Below are 21299 nucleotides of genomic sequence, written 5' to 3' on the forward strand. Positions count from 1 at the left end.
TTTTTTGTGGGTCGTTATGGATTAATTAGTTGGCTTGTCTGGCTCTGGCGGTTTATCGCGTAGCGCCTGTAACTCCGCGCGAGGGGCGACAAAGTCTTCAAATTCCCACGGCATTGACGCGGCGAACTCTGCAAGGCGTTTAATGCCCATCATCAGGCAGGTTTGTTCCGCTTCGCTCAGATCTTCATAGTTCAAATGCAGGTGGCTGCGGGTTAGTTGAGGTATTCCGGCCAAGCGACTGGCGGCGTCATTCGCCAGGATGAAAACCACTTTCCTACGGGTTTCATCCAGTCGATTGAAGCGGGTTGCCGTGTCGTTTATGCGGGAAGCTTTAACGGTGGCTTGCAGTCGGGCACGTTGCTTCAAAAACATTTGGCGTCCTGATTGCTGTCTGGTCTTATCCATCATGATTCCACCCTCAAAAACTAAGCGAAGATGCCCATCAGGCGAGCAAACCAACGGCGCTTATTACGTGGACGTGACATGAAAGGCATACGGCTATGTTTGACGAATTGCACTTCGGTTGCCTTTGGCTGGAAGAAACGCCCATTCGGGGTTTCGATCCAACCTCGGGTGTGGGCACGGTGTGTTATTAGCTGCCCTTTGGTCAGGAGGCTGGCAAATGAAGGGCATTCGGTAAGATCCATTATATTCATTACCTCAATTCATCATTTCGGTGTAACGCTCGCCTTTGTAGCGGGCATTCATATAGATCGCGTAAAGATTAACTTCACGCTTTTTCCCTGGGGCCGCCTGCAATATTGGAAGCATTCCCCTGTCCGCTCGTGTGCGCATTGCTCCCACTGATACACCCATACGTTTCGCGTAATCAGCAAGTGACTCTGAAACTCGATTTCCGAACGGGTAGTCTCCCGGCAAGTTTCCAGCCGTTGGTCCTGAATTCACTGAGGTTTTCAGCTTCTTAGGCATAAGTGTTATCCTCACGTCTTGGTGCTAACTGCTGTAGTTTGCCGCAATTAGCAATTGTCCATAGTTGATTGGTAGTGTTTTCACTACCAACGGCGCAATATTAGGAGTGAAAACACTACCATGTCAAGCGATCGTGGAAAAAGGCTCAAAGAAATACGTGAGGCCGAGGGGTTTAGTCAGGCAGGATTTGCCGAGTTAACCGGCATAAACATTGGAGTTATAAAGAATTATGAGTCTGGCCGTTCAGGGGCGGGGATCTCCGTAATCGATAGGGTCATTGAAACCAAAGATTTTAGTAAATACACGCTATGGATAATGACAGGACAAGCAAATGAGGCTGCCGGACAGATCAGTCCGGCTCTCTCCCCTGATGGGCAAAAGATCACATCCAACAACCAAAGCGGCAAGAAGGCTGGTTAGTTGCTTTGAAAATCAAAGAGCTATGGTCAACGGGTGGCATCTGCGCCTACAAAGTTAATTTTTGGGAGGGTAACGAATGACAATTTCAAAACTACCTGACGGGAGATTCCTTGTTGACGTACGCCCACAAGGCCGTGATGGAAAACGACTAAGAAAACGCTTTGCTACAAAATCCGAGGCTCAACAATATGAGCGCTGGGCAATTGCGTCTTTTCATAATAAAGAGTGGCAGGATCGGCCAGCAGACAAACGCCATCTCTCCGAACTGATTAACATCTGGTATCAGCTCAAAGGCCAGATGATGAAATCTGCTACTAACACACATAATAAAGTTAAGGCGATTGATAAGCGCCTAGGCTATCCGCGTGCGGATCAAATAAACAAAAAAATGATTGCCACCTACCGAGCCGAGCGGTTCGAGGCGGGCGTATCAGCCAACACAATAAATAGAGATATAACTGCCGTCTCAGCTGTCTTTGGCACTCTCATCGAAACTGGTAATTTCCACGACAAAAACCCGTTCTCCGGCACAAGAAAATTGAAAGTTGCCACCGCTGAGATGGGCTTTTTATCGCTGCCAGAAATTGCCGCTCTATTACATGAGTTACCCAGTGATGAGCAACTTGCTGCAGAGCTTTCCCTTTCAACTGGAGCGCGTTGGGGAGAGGTGGTCAGATTAGTTAACACAAGAGTGACTCATGGACGAGTTACGTTTATCGACACAAAAAATGGAAAAGATCGCACAGTCCCCATCAGCAAGAAGCTTGAGAAGGAACTAAGTGCCCGTGGTCGCGGCTTGATTTTTCCGGATGTCGATTATGGCATTGTGCGCGAAGCAATTAAGAAGGTTGCCCCTGACCTGCCTAAAGGGCAGGCGGTCCATGCATTACGTCACACATTCGCCTCGCATTTCATTATGAACGGTGGCAACATTCTTGTACTGCAGAAGATACTCGGACATGCCAAAATTCAACAAACAATGGTTTATGCGCACTTAGCGCCAGACTATCTACAAGATGCTGTCAGATTTAACCCGATGGAGAGTTCATAGTATGGATTTAAAAGACCCCTCTGACTCTGAATTAATGGAATATCTTAGAAAAAAATATTTAGCTGAATTGAGAGTTTCAAATCAACCACACAAATCGTACTTAGCATCAAGATATGAAGAACCGCTGGAATTGAAACCAGAAGAGTTTTTTGAATATATGGATTCTAAAGGTATTTCCGACAAATGTACTTCCTGCGGAAGTGAGGATGTGGTTATACCAATAGGGACTTATACTGAGTTAGATGAAAGTACAGATGCTGATAGTGCTGAATTAGAGCAAAAACGAATCAGATATGCGTCTTTTACATTTCTAACGGATTCTAGTGGTGAACCAACCCCTGCACGTCCATATTACATCAGACATTGTGCTGAATGCGGGCACCTAGACCTGTTCAGAGCGAAGAATGTTCTCGAATGGGTTAGAGAGCATAGAAAACAAAGCGGTGAAGGAGAAGGCAATGAGCCGACCTAAACTGCGCGTATGCGACGAAGGTGATGCCTACATGAATCGTCAAGATGATATACTTCAAAGTACCAAGCCCGGTGGCTCAGATGGAGATGGCACTATGGACAACCTTGAGAAACGAGTAACTAACCTCGAAGGCGATGTCAAAGTCATTCGAAATGACCTGACCACTATAATTGCTCGTTCCGATAATTTTGCGACGAAAGCTGACATTACGGAAATCAATGTCGAGATCACTGCACTCAGAGGCGAACTAAGAACCGAGATTGCCAAACAAGCTGGCGATATTCGTACTGAAATGGCTAAGCAAGGTGGTGACCTATCTACTGAGATGGCTAAACTTAGGGGTGAGCTCAAAACTGAGATGGCGGCGATGCGAGGGGAGGTCTTATCGGCTGTTAATGAATCGCAGCAATCTATCCTCAGGGCGCTTGATGAAAAGTCTAAATGGAAATTAGGTAGCGTATTTATTCCACTTGGGGTGGGTATCGTTGGTGTTATCGCAACACTTCTCGCTGGCGTCCTCTCGGTCATACTATCCAAGTAATCCAAACTTACACAGCCTCGCACATGCGAGGCTTTTTTCTGATTCAGGTGTCCACAAATTGCCCCAATCACTGATGTTACGTGTGGTTTTATGTTGTAGAATGCTGTAACCACATTACTGACAAAACAGTAACTTACTGAATTAAATAAATAAAGAGAGGCCACTTCGGTCGCCTTTTTTTATTTCTGAATAAAAGACAGAGGATTGCGTAATGATTCACAAAATTTTTGCTCTTCCGGTAGTCGAACAACTTACCCCTGTGCTTTCCCGCCGTCAGATTGATGAAGCGGATATCATCGTTGTCGACCACCCGCGCGTTAAGGCTTCTGTCGCGCTCAACGGTGCGCATTTGCTCTCCTGGAAACCGGAAGGCGAAGAAGAAGGCCTGTGGCTGAGCGCGGCAACATCCTTCAAAAAAGGCGCGGCGATTCGCGGTGGCGTACCGATTTGCTGGCCGTGGTTTGGTCCTGCTGCTCAGCAGGGTCTGCCCGCTCACGGTTTTGCCCGTAACCAGCGGTGGACGCTGAAAGCGCATAATGAAGATGACAACGGTGCCGTCCTGACGTTCGAACTGCAAAGCAACGAAGAGACCCGTGCGCTGTGGCCGCATGACTTTACGCTGTTTGCTCGCTTCAAACTGGGTAAAACCTGCGAAATCGAACTGGAAGCTCACGGTGAGTTTGAAACCGCCTCTGCTCTGCACACCTATTTTAACGTCGGCGACATTACCGAGGTCAACGTCAGCGGCCTTGGCGATACCTATATCGACAAAGTGGATAACGCGAAACAAGGTAAGCTGAGTGATGGCATCCAGACCTTCCCGGATCGTACTGACCGCGTTTATCTGAATCCAGAAGCGTGCAGCGTGATCCACGATGCGAAGCTGAACCGCGCGATTGAAGTGATCCACCAGCATCACAGCAACGTCGTGGGCTGGAACCCTGGCCCAGCGCTGTCTGTCAGCATGGCGGACGTGCCGGATGATGGCTACAAAACGTTCGTATGCGTCGAAACCGCTTGCGTGACTGTGCCGCAGAAAGCGAGCGCCGACAAGCCGTCTCGTCTTGGTCAGACGATTAAGATCGTGAAACGCTAACGATCGTCCCCCTCACCCGCAAAGTGAGGGGGAAACCGTTACACCACGTCTAATGCCGTTTTGTGGTCTGGCGCTGGAAAAGCATTATCCAGTTTTAGTAACTCTTCCGCTGAAAGCGCAATCCCCAACGCTCCCGCATTTTCCGTCACATGTTCAAGGGTAGCGGCTTTCGGGATCGCCATTACGCCTTTATGGCTAATCACCCATGCCAGCAAAATTTGCGCAGCACTTGCTTGATGATTGCGAGCAATGTCGTTCACGACGGGATGATTCATCAGACCCGAACGCAAGCGCCCGGCCTGAGCAAGCGGACAATACGCCATAACCGGCATGTTCTGCTGCTGACACCAGGGAAGCAGATCGTATTCAATGCCGCGAGACGCCAGATGATAAAGCACCTGGTCTGTTGCGCAGGCCGTACCGCCCGTCACGCTCGCCAACTCCTGCATGTCGTCGTAATCCAGATTCGAAACACCCCAGCGGCCAATTTTGCCCTGCTGCTGCAATGTCTCCATCAGTTCGACGGTTTCATCGAGACCAAAATTGCCGCGCCAGTGCAGCAAGTACAGATCGATATAATCGGTTCCAAGACGGCGCAGGCTGGCATCACAGGCGGCGATCCCTTTTTGTCCGCCGGCATTCCACGGATACACCTTGGAAACCAAATACACTTTTTCGCGCTGGCCTTTGATTGCCTCGCCCACCACCTCTTCAGCGGCGCCGTCAGCGTACATCTCAGCGGTATCAATCAGCGTCAGGCCAAGGTCAATGCCCGCTCGCAGTGCATCCACTTCGTTGCGACGCTGACTGGCATTTTCTCCCATGTACCAGGTTCCCTGCCCAATCGCGGGGACCGTCAAGCCTTCGGCAAAGGTCACGATTTTTTCACTCATTCGTCTCTCCTGTTTTCTCTGCACCACCGTAAAACAAACGGGGCGCAAGCGCCCCGTTGTGATGCATAAAATGCACTGTATAAGTGCGCAATCAGAAACTGTAAGTCACACCCGTTGAGAACAGACCGGACCAGGACTTGTCGACCATTGGGCTGTCTTTAACTTCATCGCTCACACGGGAATAACGAGTGGTGGCGTACACATTCCAGTCACTGGCGAATTTATAGCTCGCGGTCAGTTCCAGGTAAGGGCTCCAGCCGTCGTCCGCATCGTAACTTTTCAGGCCGCTGCGATTCGACTCTTTATGAGACACCCCATAATAGTAGTCGTTGTAGTTTTCGCTGCTGTAATCCACGCCGATGCCTGGCGTCAGCGTCAGGCCGCCGTTCGTATAACGGTAAAGCCACGCCAAATCCCAGATGAAACCGTTGCTATTGTCCAGCGTGTCGCCCGCAATCGAGGTGCGAAGGAAACCATATTGGGTGTTATGAACGTAGGAAAGCCCCGCCATCATGGTGCTTTTGCGTTTATCGAGCTGGCGTAGGGCGCGGCTGTCGCTGTCGCCCGGCTTAAAGTGCATCGGATCAAAGTAGGCCATGACAGAGAGCTTATCCGCCTCGTCATTCCACAGATAGTAACCGCCGCCAAGACCACGGAACCAGAAGTTGTCACCTTCATAGGTAATAACCGGGACCGGGTAAACGTCACGATCATACTGTTTGTATGGGCTATTGATCACACCCACGCCGGCGCCGAGGGACATTTTACCTTCAGCGTGCACGGTGCTCGCAGCGGTGGCGACAAGAACGCCCAATGCAAGAAGTTTGAGTTTGGTCACAATCCATTCTTTCCTGTAGTCAAATAATCAGCGGTTGAAGTGTAACCGCCCTTGCTAAACATCCCAAAATTTTTTGCCTGCTAATGAGTTTGATTAACCGATTATTTTCATTGTTTAAGATGACCGACTCCTTTCAATTCTGTGACGCCTGGATGAAACCTGACATTTTATGCTTATTTCATCGGCTAATTATTCGGATGAGTTATTGATATGTCATTGAAATTAGTTTTTGCAGGCATGCAAGTTTTGCAAATGCCATCTACGCTTAATTTTAAGAAGATGAATGCCTGAACACCCTGCGGTTGTGAGCGTCAGACCTGGCACACGGGTTGCTGCTTAGACAGTGAGATGCGACGGTTTTTCTTCCAGGAGCCTCCACTATTCATACGAACGGCTCTTTTCCTGTGCTAAAAACGAAAGGACGGCATGCCATGAATATATTCGATCACTATCGCCAGCGCTACGAAGCTGCCAAGGACGAAGAGTTCACACTGCAGGAGTTTCTTACCATTTGTCGGCAAGATCGCAGTGCCTATGCTAATGCGGCAGAAAGGCTATTGATGGCTATTGGTGAGCCTAACATGGTCGACACGGCGCTCGAACCACGGCTCTCCCGTCTCTTTTCGAATCGTGTAGTTGCACGATATCCCGCGTTTGAAGAATTTTACGGCATGGAAGATGCCATCGAGCAGATTGTTTCTTACCTGAAACACGCCGCCCAAGGCCTTGAAGAGAAGAAACAGATCCTTTATTTACTGGGTCCGGTGGGCGGCGGTAAATCGTCCCTGGCGGAACGACTGAAAGCGCTGATGCAGCGCGTGCCGATTTATGTGTTGAGCGCCAACGGCGAACGCAGTCCGGTCAACGATCACCCGCTGTGCCTGTTCAATCCGCAGGAAGATGCGCAGATTCTGGAAAAAGAATTTGGCGTTCCGCGCCGCTATCTGGGCACCATCATGTCGCCATGGGCGGCAAAACGCCTGCACGAATTCGGCGGTGACATCACCAAGTTCCGCGTGGTGAAAGTCTGGCCTTCAATTCTGGAACAGATTGCGATCGCGAAAACGGAGCCTGGTGATGAGAACAACCAGGACATCTCTGCGCTGGTCGGTAAAGTCGACATTCGTAAACTGGAACACCACGCGCAAAACGACCCTGATGCCTACGGCTATTCCGGCGCGTTGTGCCGGGCAAACCAGGGCGTGATGGAATTCGTCGAGATGTTCAAAGCGCCGATTAAGGTGCTGCACCCGCTGCTGACGGCCACGCAGGAAGGGAACTACAACGGGACAGAAGGTATCTCTGCCCTGCCGTTCAACGGGATCATTCTGGCGCACTCGAACGAATCAGAATGGGTGACGTTCAGAAATAACAAAAACAACGAGGCGTTCCTTGACCGTGTTTACATTGTCAAAGTGCCTTACTGCCTGCGGATCTCCGAAGAGATCAAAATTTACGAAAAACTGCTCAACCACAGTGAGCTGGTGCATGCGCCTTGTGCCCCAGGGACACTGGAAACCCTGTCGCGCTTCTCGATTCTGTCGCGTCTGAAAGAGCCAGAAAACTCCAGCATTTATTCAAAAATGCGCGTCTATGACGGTGAAAGCCTGAAAGACACCGATCCGAAAGCGAAGTCCTATCAGGAGTATCGCGACTACGCCGGTGTCGACGAAGGGATGAACGGATTGTCCACGCGTTTCGCATTTAAAATCCTCTCCCGCGTGTTCAACTTCGATCACGCTGAAGTGGCGGCCAACCCGGTGCATCTGTTCTACGTGCTCGAACAGCAGATTGAACGCGAGCAGTTCCCGCAAGAGCTGGCAGAACGCTATCTTGAGTTCCTCAAAGGCTATCTGATCCCGAAATACGCCGAGTTCATCGGCAAAGAGATCCAGACCGCCTATCTGGAATCCTATTCCGAATACGGGCAGAACATTTTCGACCGTTACGTCACGTATGCAGATTTCTGGATTCAGGATCAGGAGTATCGCGATCCGGATACCGGTCAGCTGTTTGACCGAGAATCCCTGAACGCCGAGCTGGAAAAAATTGAGAAGCCTGCCGGGATCAGTAATCCGAAAGACTTCCGTAACGAAATCGTCAACTTTGTCCTGCGTGCCAGAGCGCATAACAGCGGGCGTAATCCGAACTGGACCAGCTACGAAAAACTGCGCACGGTTATTGAGAAGAAAATGTTCTCCAATACCGAAGAGCTGTTGCCGGTCATTTCGTTCAATGCCAAAACCTCAACCGACGAGCAGAAAAAACACGACGATTTTGTCGACCGCATGATGGAGAAAGGCTATACCCGCAAGCAGGTGCGTTTGCTGTGTGAATGGTATCTGCGCGTGCGTAAATCGTCATAACAGTCCAGAAAATTGCCCGGCAGTTCTGCTGTCGGGCTAACAAAATAGGTAAACCGTAAGCCGGACAGACGCCGTTTTTCCGGCCTTACGGGGACCGCATAAAGTTGGCAAATGCAGTACGGGGGGCTTATGACCTGGTTTATTGACCGGCGTCTTAACGGCAAAAACAAGAGCACGGTGAACCGCCAGCGCTTCTTGCGCCGTTATAAATCGCAAATTAAACAGTCGATCTCCGAGGCCATCAACAAACGTTCAGTCACCGATGTTGATAGCGGCGAGTCCGTCTCAATCCCGACGGACGATATTAGCGAACCGATGTTCCATCAGGGACGTGGCGGCCTGCGCCATCGCGTCCATCCGGGTAACGATCACTTCGTGCAAAACGACCGCATCGAGCGCCCACAGGGTGGCGGTGGCGGGTCCGGAAGCGGTCAGGGGCAAGCGAGTCAGGACGGTGAAGGTCAGGACGAGTTTGTCTTCCAGATCTCAAAAGATGAATATCTCGATCTGCTGTTCGAAGATTTGGCGCTGCCAAACCTGAAAAAAAATCAGCACCGTCAGTTAAACGAGTACAAAACCCACCGCGCGGGCTATACCGCCAACGGTGTACCGGCCAATATTAGCGTGGTCCGTTCGCTGCAAAATTCACTGGCCCGACGCACAGCGATGACGGCAGGGAAACGTCGTGAGCTGCACGAGCTGGAAGTCAGCCTGAAAACGGTTGAGAACACGGAGCCTGCGCAGCTGTTGCAAGAGGAACGGCTCCGCAAAGAGATCGCTGAATTACGCGCAAAAATCGAACGAGTGCCGTTTATTGACACGTTTGACCTGCGTTATAAGAACTATGAGAAACGTGCGGAACCCTCCAGTCAGGCGGTGATGTTCTGCCTGATGGACGTTTCAGGCTCTATGGATCAGGCCACCAAAGACATGGCGAAGCGTTTTTATATTCTGCTTTATCTGTTCCTGAGCCGAACCTATAAGAACGTCGATGTCGTGTATATTCGCCACCACACGCAGGCAAAAGAAGTCGATGAGCATGAGTTTTTCTACTCGCAGGAAACGGGTGGGACGATTGTCTCCAGCGCGCTGAAGCTGATGGATGAAGTGGTTAAGGAACGCTACGACCCGGCGCAGTGGAATATCTATGCTGCTCAGGCCTCCGATGGCGATAACTGGGCTGACGATTCACCGCTGTGTCACGAAATCCTTGCGAAGAAAATTCTGCCCGTGGTGCGTTATTACAGCTACATCGAAATTACGCGCCGCGCGCATCAAACGCTGTGGCGTGAGTATGAGCATCTGCAAACGATGTTCGATAACTTTGCTATGCAACATATCCGCGATCAGGACGATATTTACCCGGTGTTCCGCGAACTGTTCCACAAACAATCGAGTACCAGCAACACATAATATAACAGCCAGCATTGATTGCTGGCTGTTTTCTTAATGACTCACATTAATACAATCCAAGTTTTTATTAATCAGGATCGTGCAATTCCTTCCACTCTGCTTGCCTTTATAAAGCGCCACATCCGCTCTTTCCATCACTTCTCGCAGTGCTTCACCACGATTGACACGCGTCAGTCCTGAACTAAAGGTAATTTTAACTCTGTGATCGCCTGCTACGGTCTCTGATGCCGCTATTACCCGGCGTATACGTTCTGCTGCCTCAGTTGCCTCTCTGTCACTGCCGGCCTGGAGCAGAATAATAAACTCTTCCCCTCCATAGCGATAAACAGATTCTGCACGCCGGATATTATTTTCCAGATTAAGGGCTAATGACCGCAAAACGGCATCTCCTGTTAAATGTCCGTAGTTATCATTAATCTTTTTAAAATGATCGACATCCAACAGAAGCAAATATAATCCCGCATCACCCAACTCGTCATTCATGCTGTCAAATGACTCATCAAGGACTCGCCTCAAAGGCAGACCGGTCAACGCATCATAGCTGGTACGTAGTTGAAGCAAGTGCCCTTTATAGCGAGACACAGAGGCTGAAAATGCCAGTAGCGCCGTCTCGAAATCATCAAATGGTGCATTGCTGTGTTCGCCGTCCTCAATTGTTTTTATAAGCTGGCGACACATCTTATGCACATGAATGTGTTTAGTGTTGATATCAAGAAGATAATTCCCATCCTCTTTATCATCTTGTAATTGCGTATTTAGCCAATAGCCAAAATCACAAAAATTATGTGCATCATCGCACGTCAGGTCTGATAATAAAACATCACGCCGGGCAACAAACCGTATTATATTTACCAACCATTTAAAATGTGCATCCGTCGAATGGTTCAATTCACGAATGGTCGTATCAATCTCTTTGAATTTCCGATTCATTACTACTCCTGGCACAAATTAATAACTGGCCAAAGAGTAACGAACTATGTATTTAGTTTTGTCAGAGCAGGTATATTTATAATTGGTTTTTTATGAATAATCTGTGCTAACGTATGAGTCCTGTATTCAAATATCACAAGCAATATAGCCATGTCGGAAATGATAAAAGATACAACAACCCACCAGCAACTGATCGCACTGCTAACGGAGCATGGCGCTCAATTTCGGGTTGTGGAGCATGAAGCCGTGGGGAAATGCGAAGCGGTGAGTGAAATTCGCGGTACCGATTTGGGCCAGGGGGCAAAAGCGCTGGTGTGCAAAGTAAAAGGTCATGGTGTAAACAGACACGTTCTGGCCATTCTCGCTGCCGATCAGCAGGCAGACCTGAGCCAACTCGCCAGCCATTTTGGCGGGAGTAAAGCATCGCTCGCCAGCCCGGCAGAAGTCGACAACCTCACCGCGTGCGTCTTTGGTGCGATTCCACCGTTCAGCTTTCATCCGCAGTTAACGCTGGTTGCCGATCCGTTGCTGTTTGAACGTTTCGACGAAATTGCGTTTAACGCGGGACTGCTCGAAAAATCAGTGATTATGAACACCGCCGATTACCTGCGAATTGCTCAACCTGAGTTGGTGACTTTTCGTCGATAATCTTGCAACGACTGGCACGTGTGTCAGTCGTGTTTCTCAAGAAATATCACGGAAGCCACAATAATCATCGCAATGGTAAAAAATGAGGACGATATAATCAGCGTCTCAATAAACATTTGATCGTGCATATTGATTCCTCCATTTTTGCTCTGTATATCCTTTTTACTGTCCCTTAATGACAGCGGCATGACACTATCAGGTCATTCTGATGAAAAATATGGCCGCAGTAACGATTCCGGAAAAAATAACTTTCTCGCCGCAACCTCAACGCCTATTTCCTTTATTCCGGCCGGTTTCCCGGCAACATGCCCCCTGGCGATGATGCCCACATCGAAACGGGTAATTCTCTTTTGAGTAAAGCCTCCTGACAGCGCACCGGGGAAAGTGTTAATCACGCATCTTCTGGCAACGGCATAAATAAAACGGATTTTTTGATAAAAGCCTGTTTAATCACGCCTTTGAAGGTAAAGTAAGCAGGCTTACTTTTTTTGGCAAGGAACCCTTTATGTTTGACCCTACCCTGCTGATCCTGCTGGCTCTGGCCGCACTCGGCTTTATCAGTCACAACACCACGGTCGCGATTTCAATTCTGGTGCTGATTATCGTGCGCGTCACGCCGCTGAACACCTTCTTCCCCTGGATAGAAAAACAAGGCCTCACTATCGGGATAATTATTCTGACCATTGGCGTGATGGCCCCTATCGCCAGCGGCACCTTACCGGCGTCCACACTTTTACACTCCTTTGTGAACTGGAAATCGCTGATCGCCATCGCCGTGGGCGTATTCGTCTCGTGGCTCGGCGGGCGCGGTGTGACGCTGATGAGTTCCCAGCCGTCTCTGGTCGCCGGTTTACTGGTCGGGACCGTTCTGGGCGTGGCGCTGTTCCGCGGTGTTCCTGTTGGTCCGCTAATTGCCGCCGGACTGGTTTCACTGTTTATCGGGAAGTCGTAGACAGACTGGCAATATAGCGCCCCGGCGTTTGCCCCAGTCCTTTCCTGAACATCGTGATAAATGCCGTAGTGGAGTCATAGCCGAGTGACTGCGCCACCTGCTGGACCGATTTGCCGCTAATCAGCAATTGTAACGCGACAATCAGCTGCAGTTGATGCCGCCAGCGGCGAAAGCTGAGCCCTGTCTCCTTCACCACCAGCCGCGCCAGATTGCGCTCACTCATCGCAAAGTGGCTGGCCCATTGCGCCAGCGTCTGCCATTCGGCGGGTTGCTCCGCCATTGTGTTGCTCATCATGCGGATTTTCGGATGGGGTGAGACGGGAAGCTGCAGCTGCTCCTGCGGCTGCTGTGGGATTTCATCGAACAGAACATCCGTCAGTCTGGACGTCGCGGGGAGCGCTAGCTGACCCGCTGTTTTGCTCGCCAGCGTCAGAATTAACTCGCGCACCAGCGGAGAGATTTTAAGCGTGCAGCAGCGATCCGGTAGCGTCACCGCGCCGGGTTCAATAAACAGGAAACAGAGCTGAGCCCCTGGCGTTGCCTTGTTACTGTGCACGATCTGGCCGGGTATCCACACCGCGTATTGCGGCGGTACCATCCACATGGCGTTGTCCACTTCACAGGTAATCGCCCCACGCAGGGCAAGGATCAATTGCCCTTTACGATGCTGATGCCGCGGAATGCGTTGCTCGTCTTCCACGACGCGAATATGAAACGCCACTGCCGCATGGTGCTGGCTGTCTGGATCGTAGCCGTCGAGTCCAAGACCTAACATAATGTTGTCCGATATGAGCGATAATCTGTCATTTTAGCTTGATTCAAACACAACGGGAAACGGGTATGGTGTGCACTCGTTAAGAGGTAAGAGAAAATAATGACTACAGCCATCCCTTCCACCGGTAAAGATCGCCTGCTGCTGATCGCCGGTATGCTGATGATCGCCACGACGTTACGCGTGACATTTACCGGTGCGGCCCCGCTGTTGGACACTATTCGTCACGACTATGGCCTGACCACTGCCCAGACGGGCCTGCTCACCACTCTGCCGCTGCTGGCGTTTGCCCTGATTTCGCCTCTGGCTGCGGGCGTGGCGCGTCGTATAGGTATGGAGCGCAGTCTGTTTATCGCTCTGCTGCTGATCTGCGCAGGCATTGGTATTCGCTCCCTGCCCTCATCCACGCTGTTGTTTGCCGGAACGGCAGTGATCGGCTGCGGGATTGCCCTCGGGAACGTCCTGTTGCCCGGCCTGATTAAGCGTGATTTTCCAGGGCAAGTTGCAAAGCTCACAGGCGCGTATTCCCTGACGATGGGCGCGGCGGCAGCGTTGGGATCGGCCATGATTGTGCCGCTGGCATTGAGCGGCGCGGGCTGGCACGGAGCGCTTCTGGCGCTGATGGTCTTTCCGCTTCTCGCTTTGCTCCTTTGGCTCCCGCAGTGGCGTCAGAAACACACCGCCTCGTTAAGCGGTGCGCGTGCGCTGCATAACCGAGGGATCTGGCGCTCACCCCTGGCCTGGCAGGTGACGATATTTTTGGGAATTAACTCGCTGATTTATTATGTGATTATCGGCTGGCTTCCGGCGATTTTACTCAGCCACGGCTACAGCGAAACGCAGGCAGGTTCCATGCATGGTTTGTTACAACTGGCGACGGCTGCGCCCGGTCTTGCCGTTCCGTTGGTGTTGCATCGGCTTAAAGACCAACGCGGCATCGCTGGATTCACGGCATTACTGTGCGCGGTAAGCGCGGCAGGGTTCTGGTTTGTTCCAGATCAGGCGATACTCTGGACGCTAATTTTTGGATTTGGGTCAGGGGCCACCATGATTCTGGGTCTCACCTTTATCGGGCTGCGTGCCGGATCAGCACACCAGGCAGCAGCGCTGTCAGGAATGGCGCAATCGGTCGGGTATCTGCTGGCTGCATGCGGGCCGCCGTTGATGGGTAAAATTCACGATGCGGCGGGAGACTGGCGCATTCCTCTTATGGCCTGCGCACTGGCAGCTGTGGTGATGGCTATTTGTGGTGTGCTTGCCGGACGCGACAGAGAGATCGCGCCCGACTAAAAACGATAAAAGGCAGGCTAAAGAGTCTGCCTTTTATCCGCGAGCGGCGTAAAGCATTGCCTGAACGAGAGGCACAGGTCGACCGGCCAGCGCACCGCGCTCATGCTGGAACAGCGTTGCCACAAAGAATGGATGCGTAACCAGCTCTACAGCCCGAATTTCTCCCTGCTCATCCCAGCCCGTCACGCGTATATCGCCGCTTTCCAGCTCTTGAGCGAACTCAGGGGATACGCCGTAATTGCAGTGATACCCTTCTTCAATCTCTTCCCGGCCGTAAGCCTTAGCAATCAGCGTATTCGCACGTAATTCAATGGTGTCCGTTTGCTCCACCAGCGAACAGGTCAGCGGCGCGATCACCATTCTGCCCTCACTGTCCGTTTCAGCATGTGCCGCATCATCCCAACCCAACACGTTGCGTGCATATTCAATTAACGCATGCTGGAATCCACCGCAGGTCCCCAGGAACGGAATGCTATTTTCCCGGGCATAGCGTGCAGCGATAAAGGCGCCATCAACGTTCTTATAGGGGCTTGCAGGAACCAACCAGATTGCGTCGTAGCCGACTAAATCTTCGGGGCTGAGCAGCTCGGTGGTAGCGATCCAGTCGTAATCCGCTGTTATTTCCAGCACAGCGGCAGCATCATCAATGGCTAAAGGGATAGCCTGGTGAGCAATAACATCGTGGTTATAATCGCCAACAAGTGCAATGCGAAGCGTATCTTTTAGCGGGGAGAGTTCCATAAGAGGTTCCATATGCCAGAAAAATATTCAGGTAACATAAGGAACCTCAGCCTACCGATCTTTTGCCCGTATCACAATACCTTAAATTAGAGGGGGAAAAATGTGGTGTTATAGTGTGTTAGCGTATTTTCACCCCTTCTTTGGACCGACTTACACCCAATGAAAACCAAGATTCTGGTGAGCGCATGCCTGATGGGCCACAAGGTTCGCTATAACGGCAGTGAAAAGGCGCAGATTTCTGAAACGCTCCAGCGCTGGCAGCAGGAACACCGGCTGGTAACGCACTGTCCGGAGCTGGCCGCAGGGCTGTCAATTCCTCGTTTACCTGCAGAAATTGTGGCAGGCAATGGAAAAGATGTCATGGAGGGAAACGCGTGCATTCTGGAAAGTGACGGCACCGACGTCTCCGGGCATTATCAACTGGCCGCCTGGCTGGCGTTGCGCGCGGCACTGGCGTCAGATTGCAGCGCGGCGTTGCTCACGGACGGCAGCCCCACATGTGGCAGCGAGTTCATTTACGACGGCAGTTTCACCGGGCAGAAACACGCTGGAATGGGCGTCGCCGCAGCGCTCTTGCGCGAACACGGTATAGAGGTATTTTCCGATAACCAGCTCATGGAGCTTATCGCCTGGGTTGAGGAGAGAGAAAATGATTCAATGTAAACGCGTCTATGACGCAGCGACCGAAGATGACGGATATCGCGTTCTGGTCGATCGGCTCTGGCCGCGAGGGGTTAAAAAATCTGACTTAGCGTATGACGAGTGGTGCAAAACGCTTGCGCCCTCCAGCACATTACGCAAAGCGTTTCACAGCGAGACGATTGATTTTGCGGCCTTCAGCCAGGCCTATCAGCAGGAGTTAGCCCAGCATGAGGACGAAGGCAAACGAATCGCCGCGCTGGCGAAAAACCAGACCGTGACGCTGCTTTACGCGGCTAAAAATACCGAACAAAACCACGCACTGGTGTTAGCCGACTGGCTGCGGCAGCGGCAGCGGCAGCGGCAGCGGCAGCGGCAGCGGTAATTTAACCGAGCATAAGCTCGTCGAGCATTTGCGGGGCTTCGTCAGGCGTCAGGGGCATCAAATGTTCAGGGCGGATAAACGCGAAACCGTGTTGCTTATCGAAGGCATAAACATCACCGGTCACCAGCCAAAGGGCACGATCCGCCGTGGCAGGCAGCTCCGTCATGACCCCGTTGACAGGATTCAGGAAACGCAAACCCGGCTGACAAAGCTCAAAAAGCTCAACGGATTTGCCGATATTACAACGCCCTGCGGACGTGCGGGCGCCAATAATCATTGCCAAACAACCCGGTTTTAACTGAAACATTCTTCTCTCGTGATGTACTCGCCCGCAGGCTAAGATAATTCCTAAAGAGAATTGTATCGCAATCAATTGCGGGATGTCACCTGGCTGGCGTCGGATGATCGCGTCGGAACAGATCCCACTCATCCATCACTTCACCGCCTGGCAACTTGCATTCTGTGCGTATGCCCTGCGGACTTTGCACCGGAACCCGCTCTCCGCCTTTCTTCACGCAGTAAACGGCTGCTGGATTTGCCATACCAATTTCCGGCGGTTTTGGGGCTTCTGGCGGGGTAGAACAAGCGGCTAATGGCAGCGCCATTGCCAGTAACAGATATCGCATAATAGTGTCCTTTCGAAAAAAAGAGCGCTAAGCGTAACGACTGAGCGGGGTTTTCTCCATGATTTCTCCATCAATTCTGCACTTTTTCGCCCTACAGTGAGCGCGTTCTCCCTGACCAGAGAACATCATTCCGTAATCAAGATGTCTTTGCCCCGCCTCACGCGCGGGGCCTTTTTCCCACCAAAAATAGCAGGCACTTCTGCTGATATATTAAATTCTCTGTATTCATGTTTTACTACACCCCACAGTCGAAAAATTCAGCATAGCATGCAGATACTGACGTCTTCTGCATGGGAGTCTACCCACGTCATGTCGGATATTATTCTTGCCCGTGTTTCAGAAACTCTCGCAACCGAACAATCACTCGAAAGCCTGGTACGTCAACTGCTGGAAATGCTTGAGATTGTCACCGAAATGGAATCGACCTATCTCACAAAAGTCGATATCAACGCACGTTTGCAGCACATTCTTTATGCCCGCAACAGTAAACAGATGCAGATCCCTGAAGGGCTGAGCGTCCCCTGGGGAGAGACATTGTGCAAACGGGCTATTGAGAGCCGTTGTTTTTACAGTGATGACGTGGCAGGACGCTGGGCAGATTGCGATGCGGCAAAAACGCTGGGCATCACCACCTACATGAGTATTCCCATTCATCTGGCAGATGGTTCGCTGTACGGTACGCTCTGCGCCACCAGCTCGGAAAAGAAAACCTTGAGCCATCGCGGTGAACAGGTGTTACAGCTGTTTGCCGGTCTTATCGCGCAGTACATCCAAAAAGAGTCGCTGGTCATGCAGTTGCGCGAAGCAAACGCTGCGCTGATTGCCCATTCGTATACCGATGCGCTAACCGGGCTGCCGAATCGCCGCGCGATTTTTGAAAACCTCACCACCCTTTTCTCGCTCGCGCGCCATCTCAAACGCAATGCGATCATCGCCTATATCGATCTGGACGATTTCAAACTTATTAATGACCGTTATGGCCATGAGACCGGCGATCAATTTTTGGTTGAGGTCGGTAAGCGGTTAACCACGGGCCAAACGGAGGATGATATTGTTGGCCGATTAGGTGGTGACGAGTTCCTGGTGGCGTGTCTTAGCAAAGAGAATACCGAAGCCGATAACACACAGGTGAATATTCTCAGGAAGCAGGTCAGTGCCTGTATCGCTGGAGAATATTGGTTGGGAAATGTGCATATCGTCTACCCCGGTGCCAGTTTAGGCATCGTCTCTGTCGATCCTTTACACGTTGATGCTGACGGTGCATTACGCGCCGCAGATGCTGAGATGTATCGTAATAAAAAAGAGAAAAGCAAAACGCGCTTTCTCCCATCGGATTAACCCCGTAAACTCTGGCGACAAATAAACCCATAAGGTAATGTCATGCGGATTGGAATTGTGTTCCCGGTCGTTATTTTTATAACGGCAGTGGTCTTTTTAACGTGGTTTTTTGTCGGCGGCTACGCCGCTCCAGGGGCATAAGTGAGAAAGACAACCATCATTATGTTAATCATCGCCGTTGTGGCCGTCGCGGGCAGCCAGCTAGGCTGGTGGTGATCCAAACGCAAAAAGGCCGCCTGATGGCAGCCTTTTTGACATGTTCAATGCTTAACTTTTGATTTTTCTGTAGATAAACAGAACGACCAACGCACCAATGACGGCGACGGCAAAGCTGCCGAAGTTGAATCCATCGACTTTACCAAAACCGAACAAGGTGCTGATCCAGCCACCGACCACGGCACCAATGACACCCAGAATCACGGTGACGAAGAACCCACCGCCGTCTTTGCCTGGCATAATCCACTTCGCCAGAATCCCCGCAATAAGACCAAAAATAATCCAGGATAAAATTCCCATAGCTAGCTTCCCTCTCTGTTTGGTTTTTGTTACTAAATCAACAACACAGAAAAGGATAGCACAGGATCTCAGAAAGGAAATTTGTGATAGGCATCACAGTGACTGGTTGCGTATTTTATCGACAACAAAAAAATTATCCGCCACACAAAAGATGGGGTTGCATCTTTGGATGAGAAGAATTATCTTTCTCATTACTGAATAGTTGAGTAAAACACTCAGGTATTTAGTACGACATTGCTCACATTGCTTCCAGTATTTCTTGCCCACTTTTGGTGGGCTTTTTTTTGCCTTCCGTTACCGATTTATCTCCCGAGGGTCATCAGCACGATGTCTGGGATGCATGATGTTGCAGATCGCCTCGGTACTGGGATAACGCAGACAAAAACACCTGCAAAACACTATTTAATTGAATTACCTGAAAAAACATAAACAACCCTCATCGTTAATATATACGCGTTAGGATCATCAACTTTTCGTCTCGAAAAGAAACCAAAATAAAACGTTAAACTTCATATTTTGGATTTAGGTGTGTTTTGTGGTCTATCTGAATCAAGCCTCCATTACCGCTGCCGATAATCACGTCAACTAACGTTTCATCGGCAAAGGGTACAAAGGAGTTTATTTTGAAAAATATTAAAATCAGGGTGGGGCTATTAATTGTTCTAGCATCTTTTACTTTAATGCTATTTCTCTCAAGCGGCCTTGGTCTCTATTTCCTGTGGCACAGTAACAGTGATATTCAAACGTTAAACTACAATGCCGCCGAACAAAAAGCGCTTAATTCTGCGCGCGATGCTATTTTGCGTGCCCGTATCATAATTGATACCGTAACCCAGGCAAAAATACATGGCGAGGATATCGACGAACCTGCTGTGAAAGCCAGTATTGAGAAAGAAATGCAATCTGCCGAGATACAGTATCAGCAATTTGTGAAAATCCCGGGTCTCTCCACCACTCAGCCAGAGCTGGGTGAAAGAATGCAAAACAGCTACGACCAACAAGTTAGCGTTATTAACCATAATGCGAGTTCTGTTATCAATGCAACAGGAGCGGAGGATCTTAAGCCAATTTTTGTCGCGAACCAAAGTGCAACGCTTAAGGCGCGGCAGGCATGGGACAGTGAGTACCAATCCTATATTACGGCTACTCAGCATAATCTGGCTAAAGTGATTGATTACAGCAACCGTTCTTATCATTTTGCCATACTTATAATGGTCAGCCTGCTTGCTATCGCCATCGTATTATTCATCTTTATCAACTTGTGGATGCGAAATACATTAATTCGCCCTCTCAGTGAGGTTGCCCAACATTTCGAACACATTGGTAAAGGGAATTTAACATCGGATATTCACGTTACCAGTACGAATGAAATTGGTTTATTGTTCGCATCATTACAAACGATGCAGGCAGAGCTGAACTCTACCGTTGTCACTATTCGACAGGGGGTGGAGTCTATTAATATTGGTACTCAAGAAATTTCTGCAGGAAATAGCGACCTGTCGCGTCGCACTGAAGAACAAGCCGCAGCCGTTGTTGAAACAGCAGCCAGCATGGAGCAGATTACCTCAACGGTGAAAATGAATACCGACAACGCGCTTCAGGCTTCGCATATGGTGCAAAATGCAGCAGGTATCGCAACCGCAGGTGAAGAACAAATGCAGAATATGATGCAGAAAATGGATGCCATCAGCCTGAGCGCACAGAAGATGGTCGATATTATCAGCGTTATCGATAGCATTGCATTCCAGACCAACATCCTGGCGCTGAATGCCGCGGTTGAGGCTGCGCGAGCTGGACAATCCGGTCGCGGATTTGCCGTGGTCGCCGGTGAAGTCAGAAATCTGGCGCGTCGCTGTACCGACTCTGCAAAAGAGATAACCGGTCTCATCAACGAATCCACGCTGTATATTCAGGAAGGGGCTGAGCTGGCAAACAGAACCAGCAAGACCATGCTGGATATCAGCAGTGCCGTCAGTAAGGTCAACGTGATGATGGACAACATTGCTTTAGCCTCACAAGAGCAAAGCCGTGGCGTGGAGCAAATTCGCGTGGCGATCACCCAGATGGATCACGTGACTCAGCAAAACGCAGCGTTAGTTGAGGAAGTGGCAACGACGGCATCGGGTGTGAATAACCAGGCAAACTTACTGACCCAGTCCGTGTCGATCTTTAAAGTGAAACAGACGTTTTAATTAATTTTTAAGAAACAAAACGATTAACCCGGGAGCGAGCACGCTCCCGGATTCTCATCAAAAGTAGTTTGCAGTCAAATGGACTCAATGCTGGGCAATCTCTCCGGCGCTGTGTTTGGGTCCTAACCGCCCTGCTTCTATTAAGATTTCTTCGATCAATTCTTCAAGACATTCTCTTCCGTGGTGGTCGCAAATAAGATGCACCTGCCGAGAAATCTCATCCGTTTTCATGCCGTCACACAACGCTGAT

At 50.3% G+C, this 21299-nt stretch carries 28 protein-coding genes; 15 read left to right on the forward strand and 13 right to left on the reverse strand.

What is annotated here, in order from left to right; genetic code table 11:
- Positions 1–21: 21 nt before the first annotated feature.
- Genes AC0LWE_RS04830 through AC0LWE_RS04840 form a run of 3 tightly spaced genes read right to left on the reverse strand, consistent with a single transcriptional unit; the run spans position 22 to position 930 of the window.
- Positions 22–372: a hypothetical protein gene (locus AC0LWE_RS04830; RefSeq protein WP_474264943.1), complete on the reverse strand. Its 351-nt coding sequence runs from the start codon at positions 370–372 to the stop codon at positions 22–24.
- Positions 373–425: 53 nt separating this feature from the next.
- A complete protein-coding gene (locus AC0LWE_RS04835; RefSeq protein WP_474264945.1) occupies positions 426–647 on the reverse strand; it encodes a phage filamentation protein Fil family protein in 222 nt (73 codons plus the stop codon).
- Between the two features lie 13 nt (positions 648–660).
- Positions 661–930, reverse strand: a complete 270-nt coding sequence (locus AC0LWE_RS04840) for a DNA-binding protein (protein WP_449547194.1) — start codon at positions 928–930, stop codon at positions 661–663.
- A 120-nt stretch (positions 931–1050) separates the two neighbouring features.
- Between AC0LWE_RS04840 and AC0LWE_RS04845 the strand changes: the two genes are divergently transcribed.
- The 5 genes from AC0LWE_RS04845 (at position 1051) to AC0LWE_RS04865 (ending at position 4510) form a co-directional block, all read left to right on the forward strand.
- Positions 1051–1350 (forward strand): helix-turn-helix domain-containing protein, encoded by a 300-nt coding sequence (locus AC0LWE_RS04845; protein WP_474264947.1) that lies wholly within the window; start codon positions 1051–1053, stop codon positions 1348–1350.
- 76 nt (positions 1351–1426) lie between these two features.
- Positions 1427–2401: a phage integrase gene (locus AC0LWE_RS04850; RefSeq protein WP_474264949.1), complete on the forward strand. Its 975-nt coding sequence runs from the start codon at positions 1427–1429 to the stop codon at positions 2399–2401.
- Between the two features lies 1 nt (position 2402).
- A complete protein-coding gene (locus AC0LWE_RS04855; RefSeq protein WP_474264951.1) occupies positions 2403–2873 on the forward strand; it encodes a hypothetical protein in 471 nt (156 codons plus the stop codon).
- Positions 2860–3414, forward strand: coding sequence for a hypothetical protein (locus AC0LWE_RS04860; RefSeq protein WP_474264953.1), 555 nt, complete (start codon positions 2860–2862; stop codon positions 3412–3414). The genes AC0LWE_RS04855 and AC0LWE_RS04860 overlap by 14 nt, the downstream gene beginning before the upstream one ends.
- Positions 3415–3625: 211 nt before the next feature.
- Positions 3626–4510 carry a D-hexose-6-phosphate mutarotase gene (locus AC0LWE_RS04865; protein ID WP_202666962.1) on the forward strand — a complete coding sequence of 295 codons (885 nt, stop codon included), beginning with the start codon at positions 3626–3628 and terminating at the stop codon, positions 4508–4510.
- A gap of 38 nt (positions 4511–4548) precedes the next feature.
- Here the strand turns inward: AC0LWE_RS04865 and AC0LWE_RS04870 are convergent, their stop codons facing one another.
- Together AC0LWE_RS04870 and AC0LWE_RS04875 are read right to left on the reverse strand one after the other, a co-directional pair.
- Positions 4549–5403, reverse strand: a complete 855-nt coding sequence (locus tag AC0LWE_RS04870; protein WP_202666963.1) for an aldo/keto reductase — start codon at positions 5401–5403, stop codon at positions 4549–4551.
- A 91-nt stretch (positions 5404–5494) separates the two neighbouring features.
- Positions 5495–6241, reverse strand: a complete 747-nt coding sequence (locus AC0LWE_RS04875) for a MipA/OmpV family protein (RefSeq protein ID WP_059178248.1) — start codon at positions 6239–6241, stop codon at positions 5495–5497.
- Between the two features lie 431 nt (positions 6242–6672).
- On the opposite strand from AC0LWE_RS04875, the gene yeaG reads away from it, so the two are divergent.
- Both yeaG and AC0LWE_RS04885 read left to right on the forward strand, forming a co-directional pair.
- Complete coding sequence (gene yeaG / locus AC0LWE_RS04880) at positions 6673–8607, forward strand: protein kinase YeaG (RefSeq protein ID WP_059178249.1); 1935 nt, start codon at positions 6673–6675, stop codon at positions 8605–8607.
- A gap of 129 nt (positions 8608–8736) precedes the next feature.
- Complete coding sequence (locus AC0LWE_RS04885; RefSeq protein WP_219346766.1) at positions 8737–10020, forward strand: YeaH/YhbH family protein; 1284 nt, start codon at positions 8737–8739, stop codon at positions 10018–10020.
- 33 nt (positions 10021–10053) lie between these two features.
- Here the strand turns inward: AC0LWE_RS04885 and AC0LWE_RS04890 are convergent, their stop codons facing one another.
- On the reverse strand, positions 10054–10950 hold the full coding sequence (locus AC0LWE_RS04890; protein WP_202666964.1) for a diguanylate cyclase: 897 nt from the start codon (positions 10948–10950) through the stop codon (positions 10054–10056).
- A gap of 150 nt (positions 10951–11100) precedes the next feature.
- On the opposite strand from AC0LWE_RS04890, the gene AC0LWE_RS04895 reads away from it, so the two are divergent.
- Positions 11101–11598: a YbaK/prolyl-tRNA synthetase associated domain-containing protein gene (locus AC0LWE_RS04895; protein ID WP_059178252.1), complete on the forward strand. Its 498-nt coding sequence runs from the start codon at positions 11101–11103 to the stop codon at positions 11596–11598.
- A gap of 23 nt (positions 11599–11621) precedes the next feature.
- On the opposite strand, the gene yoaI is transcribed toward AC0LWE_RS04895, so the two are convergent.
- Positions 11622–11726 (reverse strand): small membrane protein YoaI, encoded by a 105-nt coding sequence (gene yoaI / locus AC0LWE_RS04900; protein WP_096759518.1) that lies wholly within the window; start codon positions 11724–11726, stop codon positions 11622–11624.
- 72 nt (positions 11727–11798) lie between these two features.
- Positions 11799–11993 carry a hypothetical protein gene (locus tag AC0LWE_RS04905; protein WP_131487056.1) on the reverse strand — a complete coding sequence of 65 codons (195 nt, stop codon included), beginning with the start codon at positions 11991–11993 and terminating at the stop codon, positions 11799–11801.
- Between the two features lie 110 nt (positions 11994–12103).
- Between AC0LWE_RS04905 and AC0LWE_RS04910 the strand changes: the two genes are divergently transcribed.
- A complete protein-coding gene (locus AC0LWE_RS04910) occupies positions 12104–12550 on the forward strand; it encodes a DUF441 domain-containing protein (RefSeq protein WP_012017062.1) in 447 nt (148 codons plus the stop codon).
- On the opposite strand, the gene AC0LWE_RS04915 is transcribed toward AC0LWE_RS04910, so the two are convergent.
- A complete protein-coding gene (locus AC0LWE_RS04915) occupies positions 12534–13325 on the reverse strand; it encodes an AraC family transcriptional regulator (RefSeq protein ID WP_059178253.1) in 792 nt (263 codons plus the stop codon). The genes AC0LWE_RS04910 and AC0LWE_RS04915 overlap by 17 nt on opposite strands.
- Before the next feature lie 99 nt (positions 13326–13424).
- Here AC0LWE_RS04915 and AC0LWE_RS04920 point away from each other — a divergent pair, with 99 nt between their 5' ends.
- The gene (locus AC0LWE_RS04920; RefSeq protein ID WP_131487054.1) at positions 13425–14612 is read left to right on the forward strand and encodes a CynX/NimT family MFS transporter; all 1188 of its coding nucleotides are present in this window, start codon (positions 13425–13427) and stop codon (positions 14610–14612) included.
- A 33-nt stretch (positions 14613–14645) separates the two neighbouring features.
- Here AC0LWE_RS04920 and AC0LWE_RS04925 read toward each other — a convergent pair whose 3' ends face one another.
- Positions 14646–15353 carry a CTP synthase C-terminal region-related (seleno)protein gene (locus tag AC0LWE_RS04925; RefSeq protein WP_219346768.1) on the reverse strand — a complete coding sequence of 236 codons (708 nt, stop codon included), beginning with the start codon at positions 15351–15353 and terminating at the stop codon, positions 14646–14648.
- 159 nt (positions 15354–15512) lie between these two features.
- Between AC0LWE_RS04925 and AC0LWE_RS04930 the strand changes: the two genes are divergently transcribed.
- A complete protein-coding gene (locus tag AC0LWE_RS04930; protein WP_219346769.1) occupies positions 15513–16016 on the forward strand; it encodes a 2-thiouracil desulfurase family protein in 504 nt (167 codons plus the stop codon).
- Positions 16003–16377: a DUF488 domain-containing protein gene (locus tag AC0LWE_RS04935; RefSeq protein ID WP_474264958.1), complete on the forward strand. Its 375-nt coding sequence runs from the start codon at positions 16003–16005 to the stop codon at positions 16375–16377. Before AC0LWE_RS04930 ends, AC0LWE_RS04935 begins: the two co-directional genes overlap by 14 nt.
- A gap of 1 nt (position 16378) precedes the next feature.
- On the opposite strand, the gene AC0LWE_RS04940 is transcribed toward AC0LWE_RS04935, so the two are convergent.
- Together AC0LWE_RS04940 and AC0LWE_RS04945 are read right to left on the reverse strand one after the other, a co-directional pair.
- On the reverse strand, positions 16379–16684 hold the full coding sequence (locus tag AC0LWE_RS04940; protein ID WP_059178258.1) for a hypothetical protein: 306 nt from the start codon (positions 16682–16684) through the stop codon (positions 16379–16381).
- Between the two features lie 76 nt (positions 16685–16760).
- Positions 16761–17003: a putative hemolysin gene (locus tag AC0LWE_RS04945; protein ID WP_059178259.1), complete on the reverse strand. Its 243-nt coding sequence runs from the start codon at positions 17001–17003 to the stop codon at positions 16761–16763.
- 309 nt (positions 17004–17312) lie between these two features.
- On the opposite strand from AC0LWE_RS04945, the gene AC0LWE_RS04950 reads away from it, so the two are divergent.
- Both AC0LWE_RS04950 and AC0LWE_RS04955 read left to right on the forward strand, forming a co-directional pair.
- A complete protein-coding gene (locus AC0LWE_RS04950; protein WP_219347707.1) occupies positions 17313–18341 on the forward strand; it encodes a sensor domain-containing diguanylate cyclase in 1029 nt (342 codons plus the stop codon).
- Positions 18342–18383: 42 nt separating this feature from the next.
- Positions 18384–18482 carry a YoaK family small membrane protein gene (locus AC0LWE_RS04955; protein WP_041689378.1) on the forward strand — a complete coding sequence of 33 codons (99 nt, stop codon included), beginning with the start codon at positions 18384–18386 and terminating at the stop codon, positions 18480–18482.
- A 126-nt stretch (positions 18483–18608) separates the two neighbouring features.
- On the opposite strand, the gene AC0LWE_RS04960 is transcribed toward AC0LWE_RS04955, so the two are convergent.
- Complete coding sequence (locus AC0LWE_RS04960) at positions 18609–18857, reverse strand: GlsB/YeaQ/YmgE family stress response membrane protein (protein WP_012017053.1); 249 nt, start codon at positions 18855–18857, stop codon at positions 18609–18611.
- A gap of 623 nt (positions 18858–19480) precedes the next feature.
- Here AC0LWE_RS04960 and AC0LWE_RS04965 point away from each other — a divergent pair.
- Complete coding sequence (locus AC0LWE_RS04965) at positions 19481–21049, forward strand: methyl-accepting chemotaxis protein (RefSeq protein WP_219346770.1); 1569 nt, start codon at positions 19481–19483, stop codon at positions 21047–21049.
- Positions 21050–21299: the final 250 nt, after the last annotated feature.

It is taken from the genome of Lelliottia sp. RD5 (assembly GCF_056032945.1).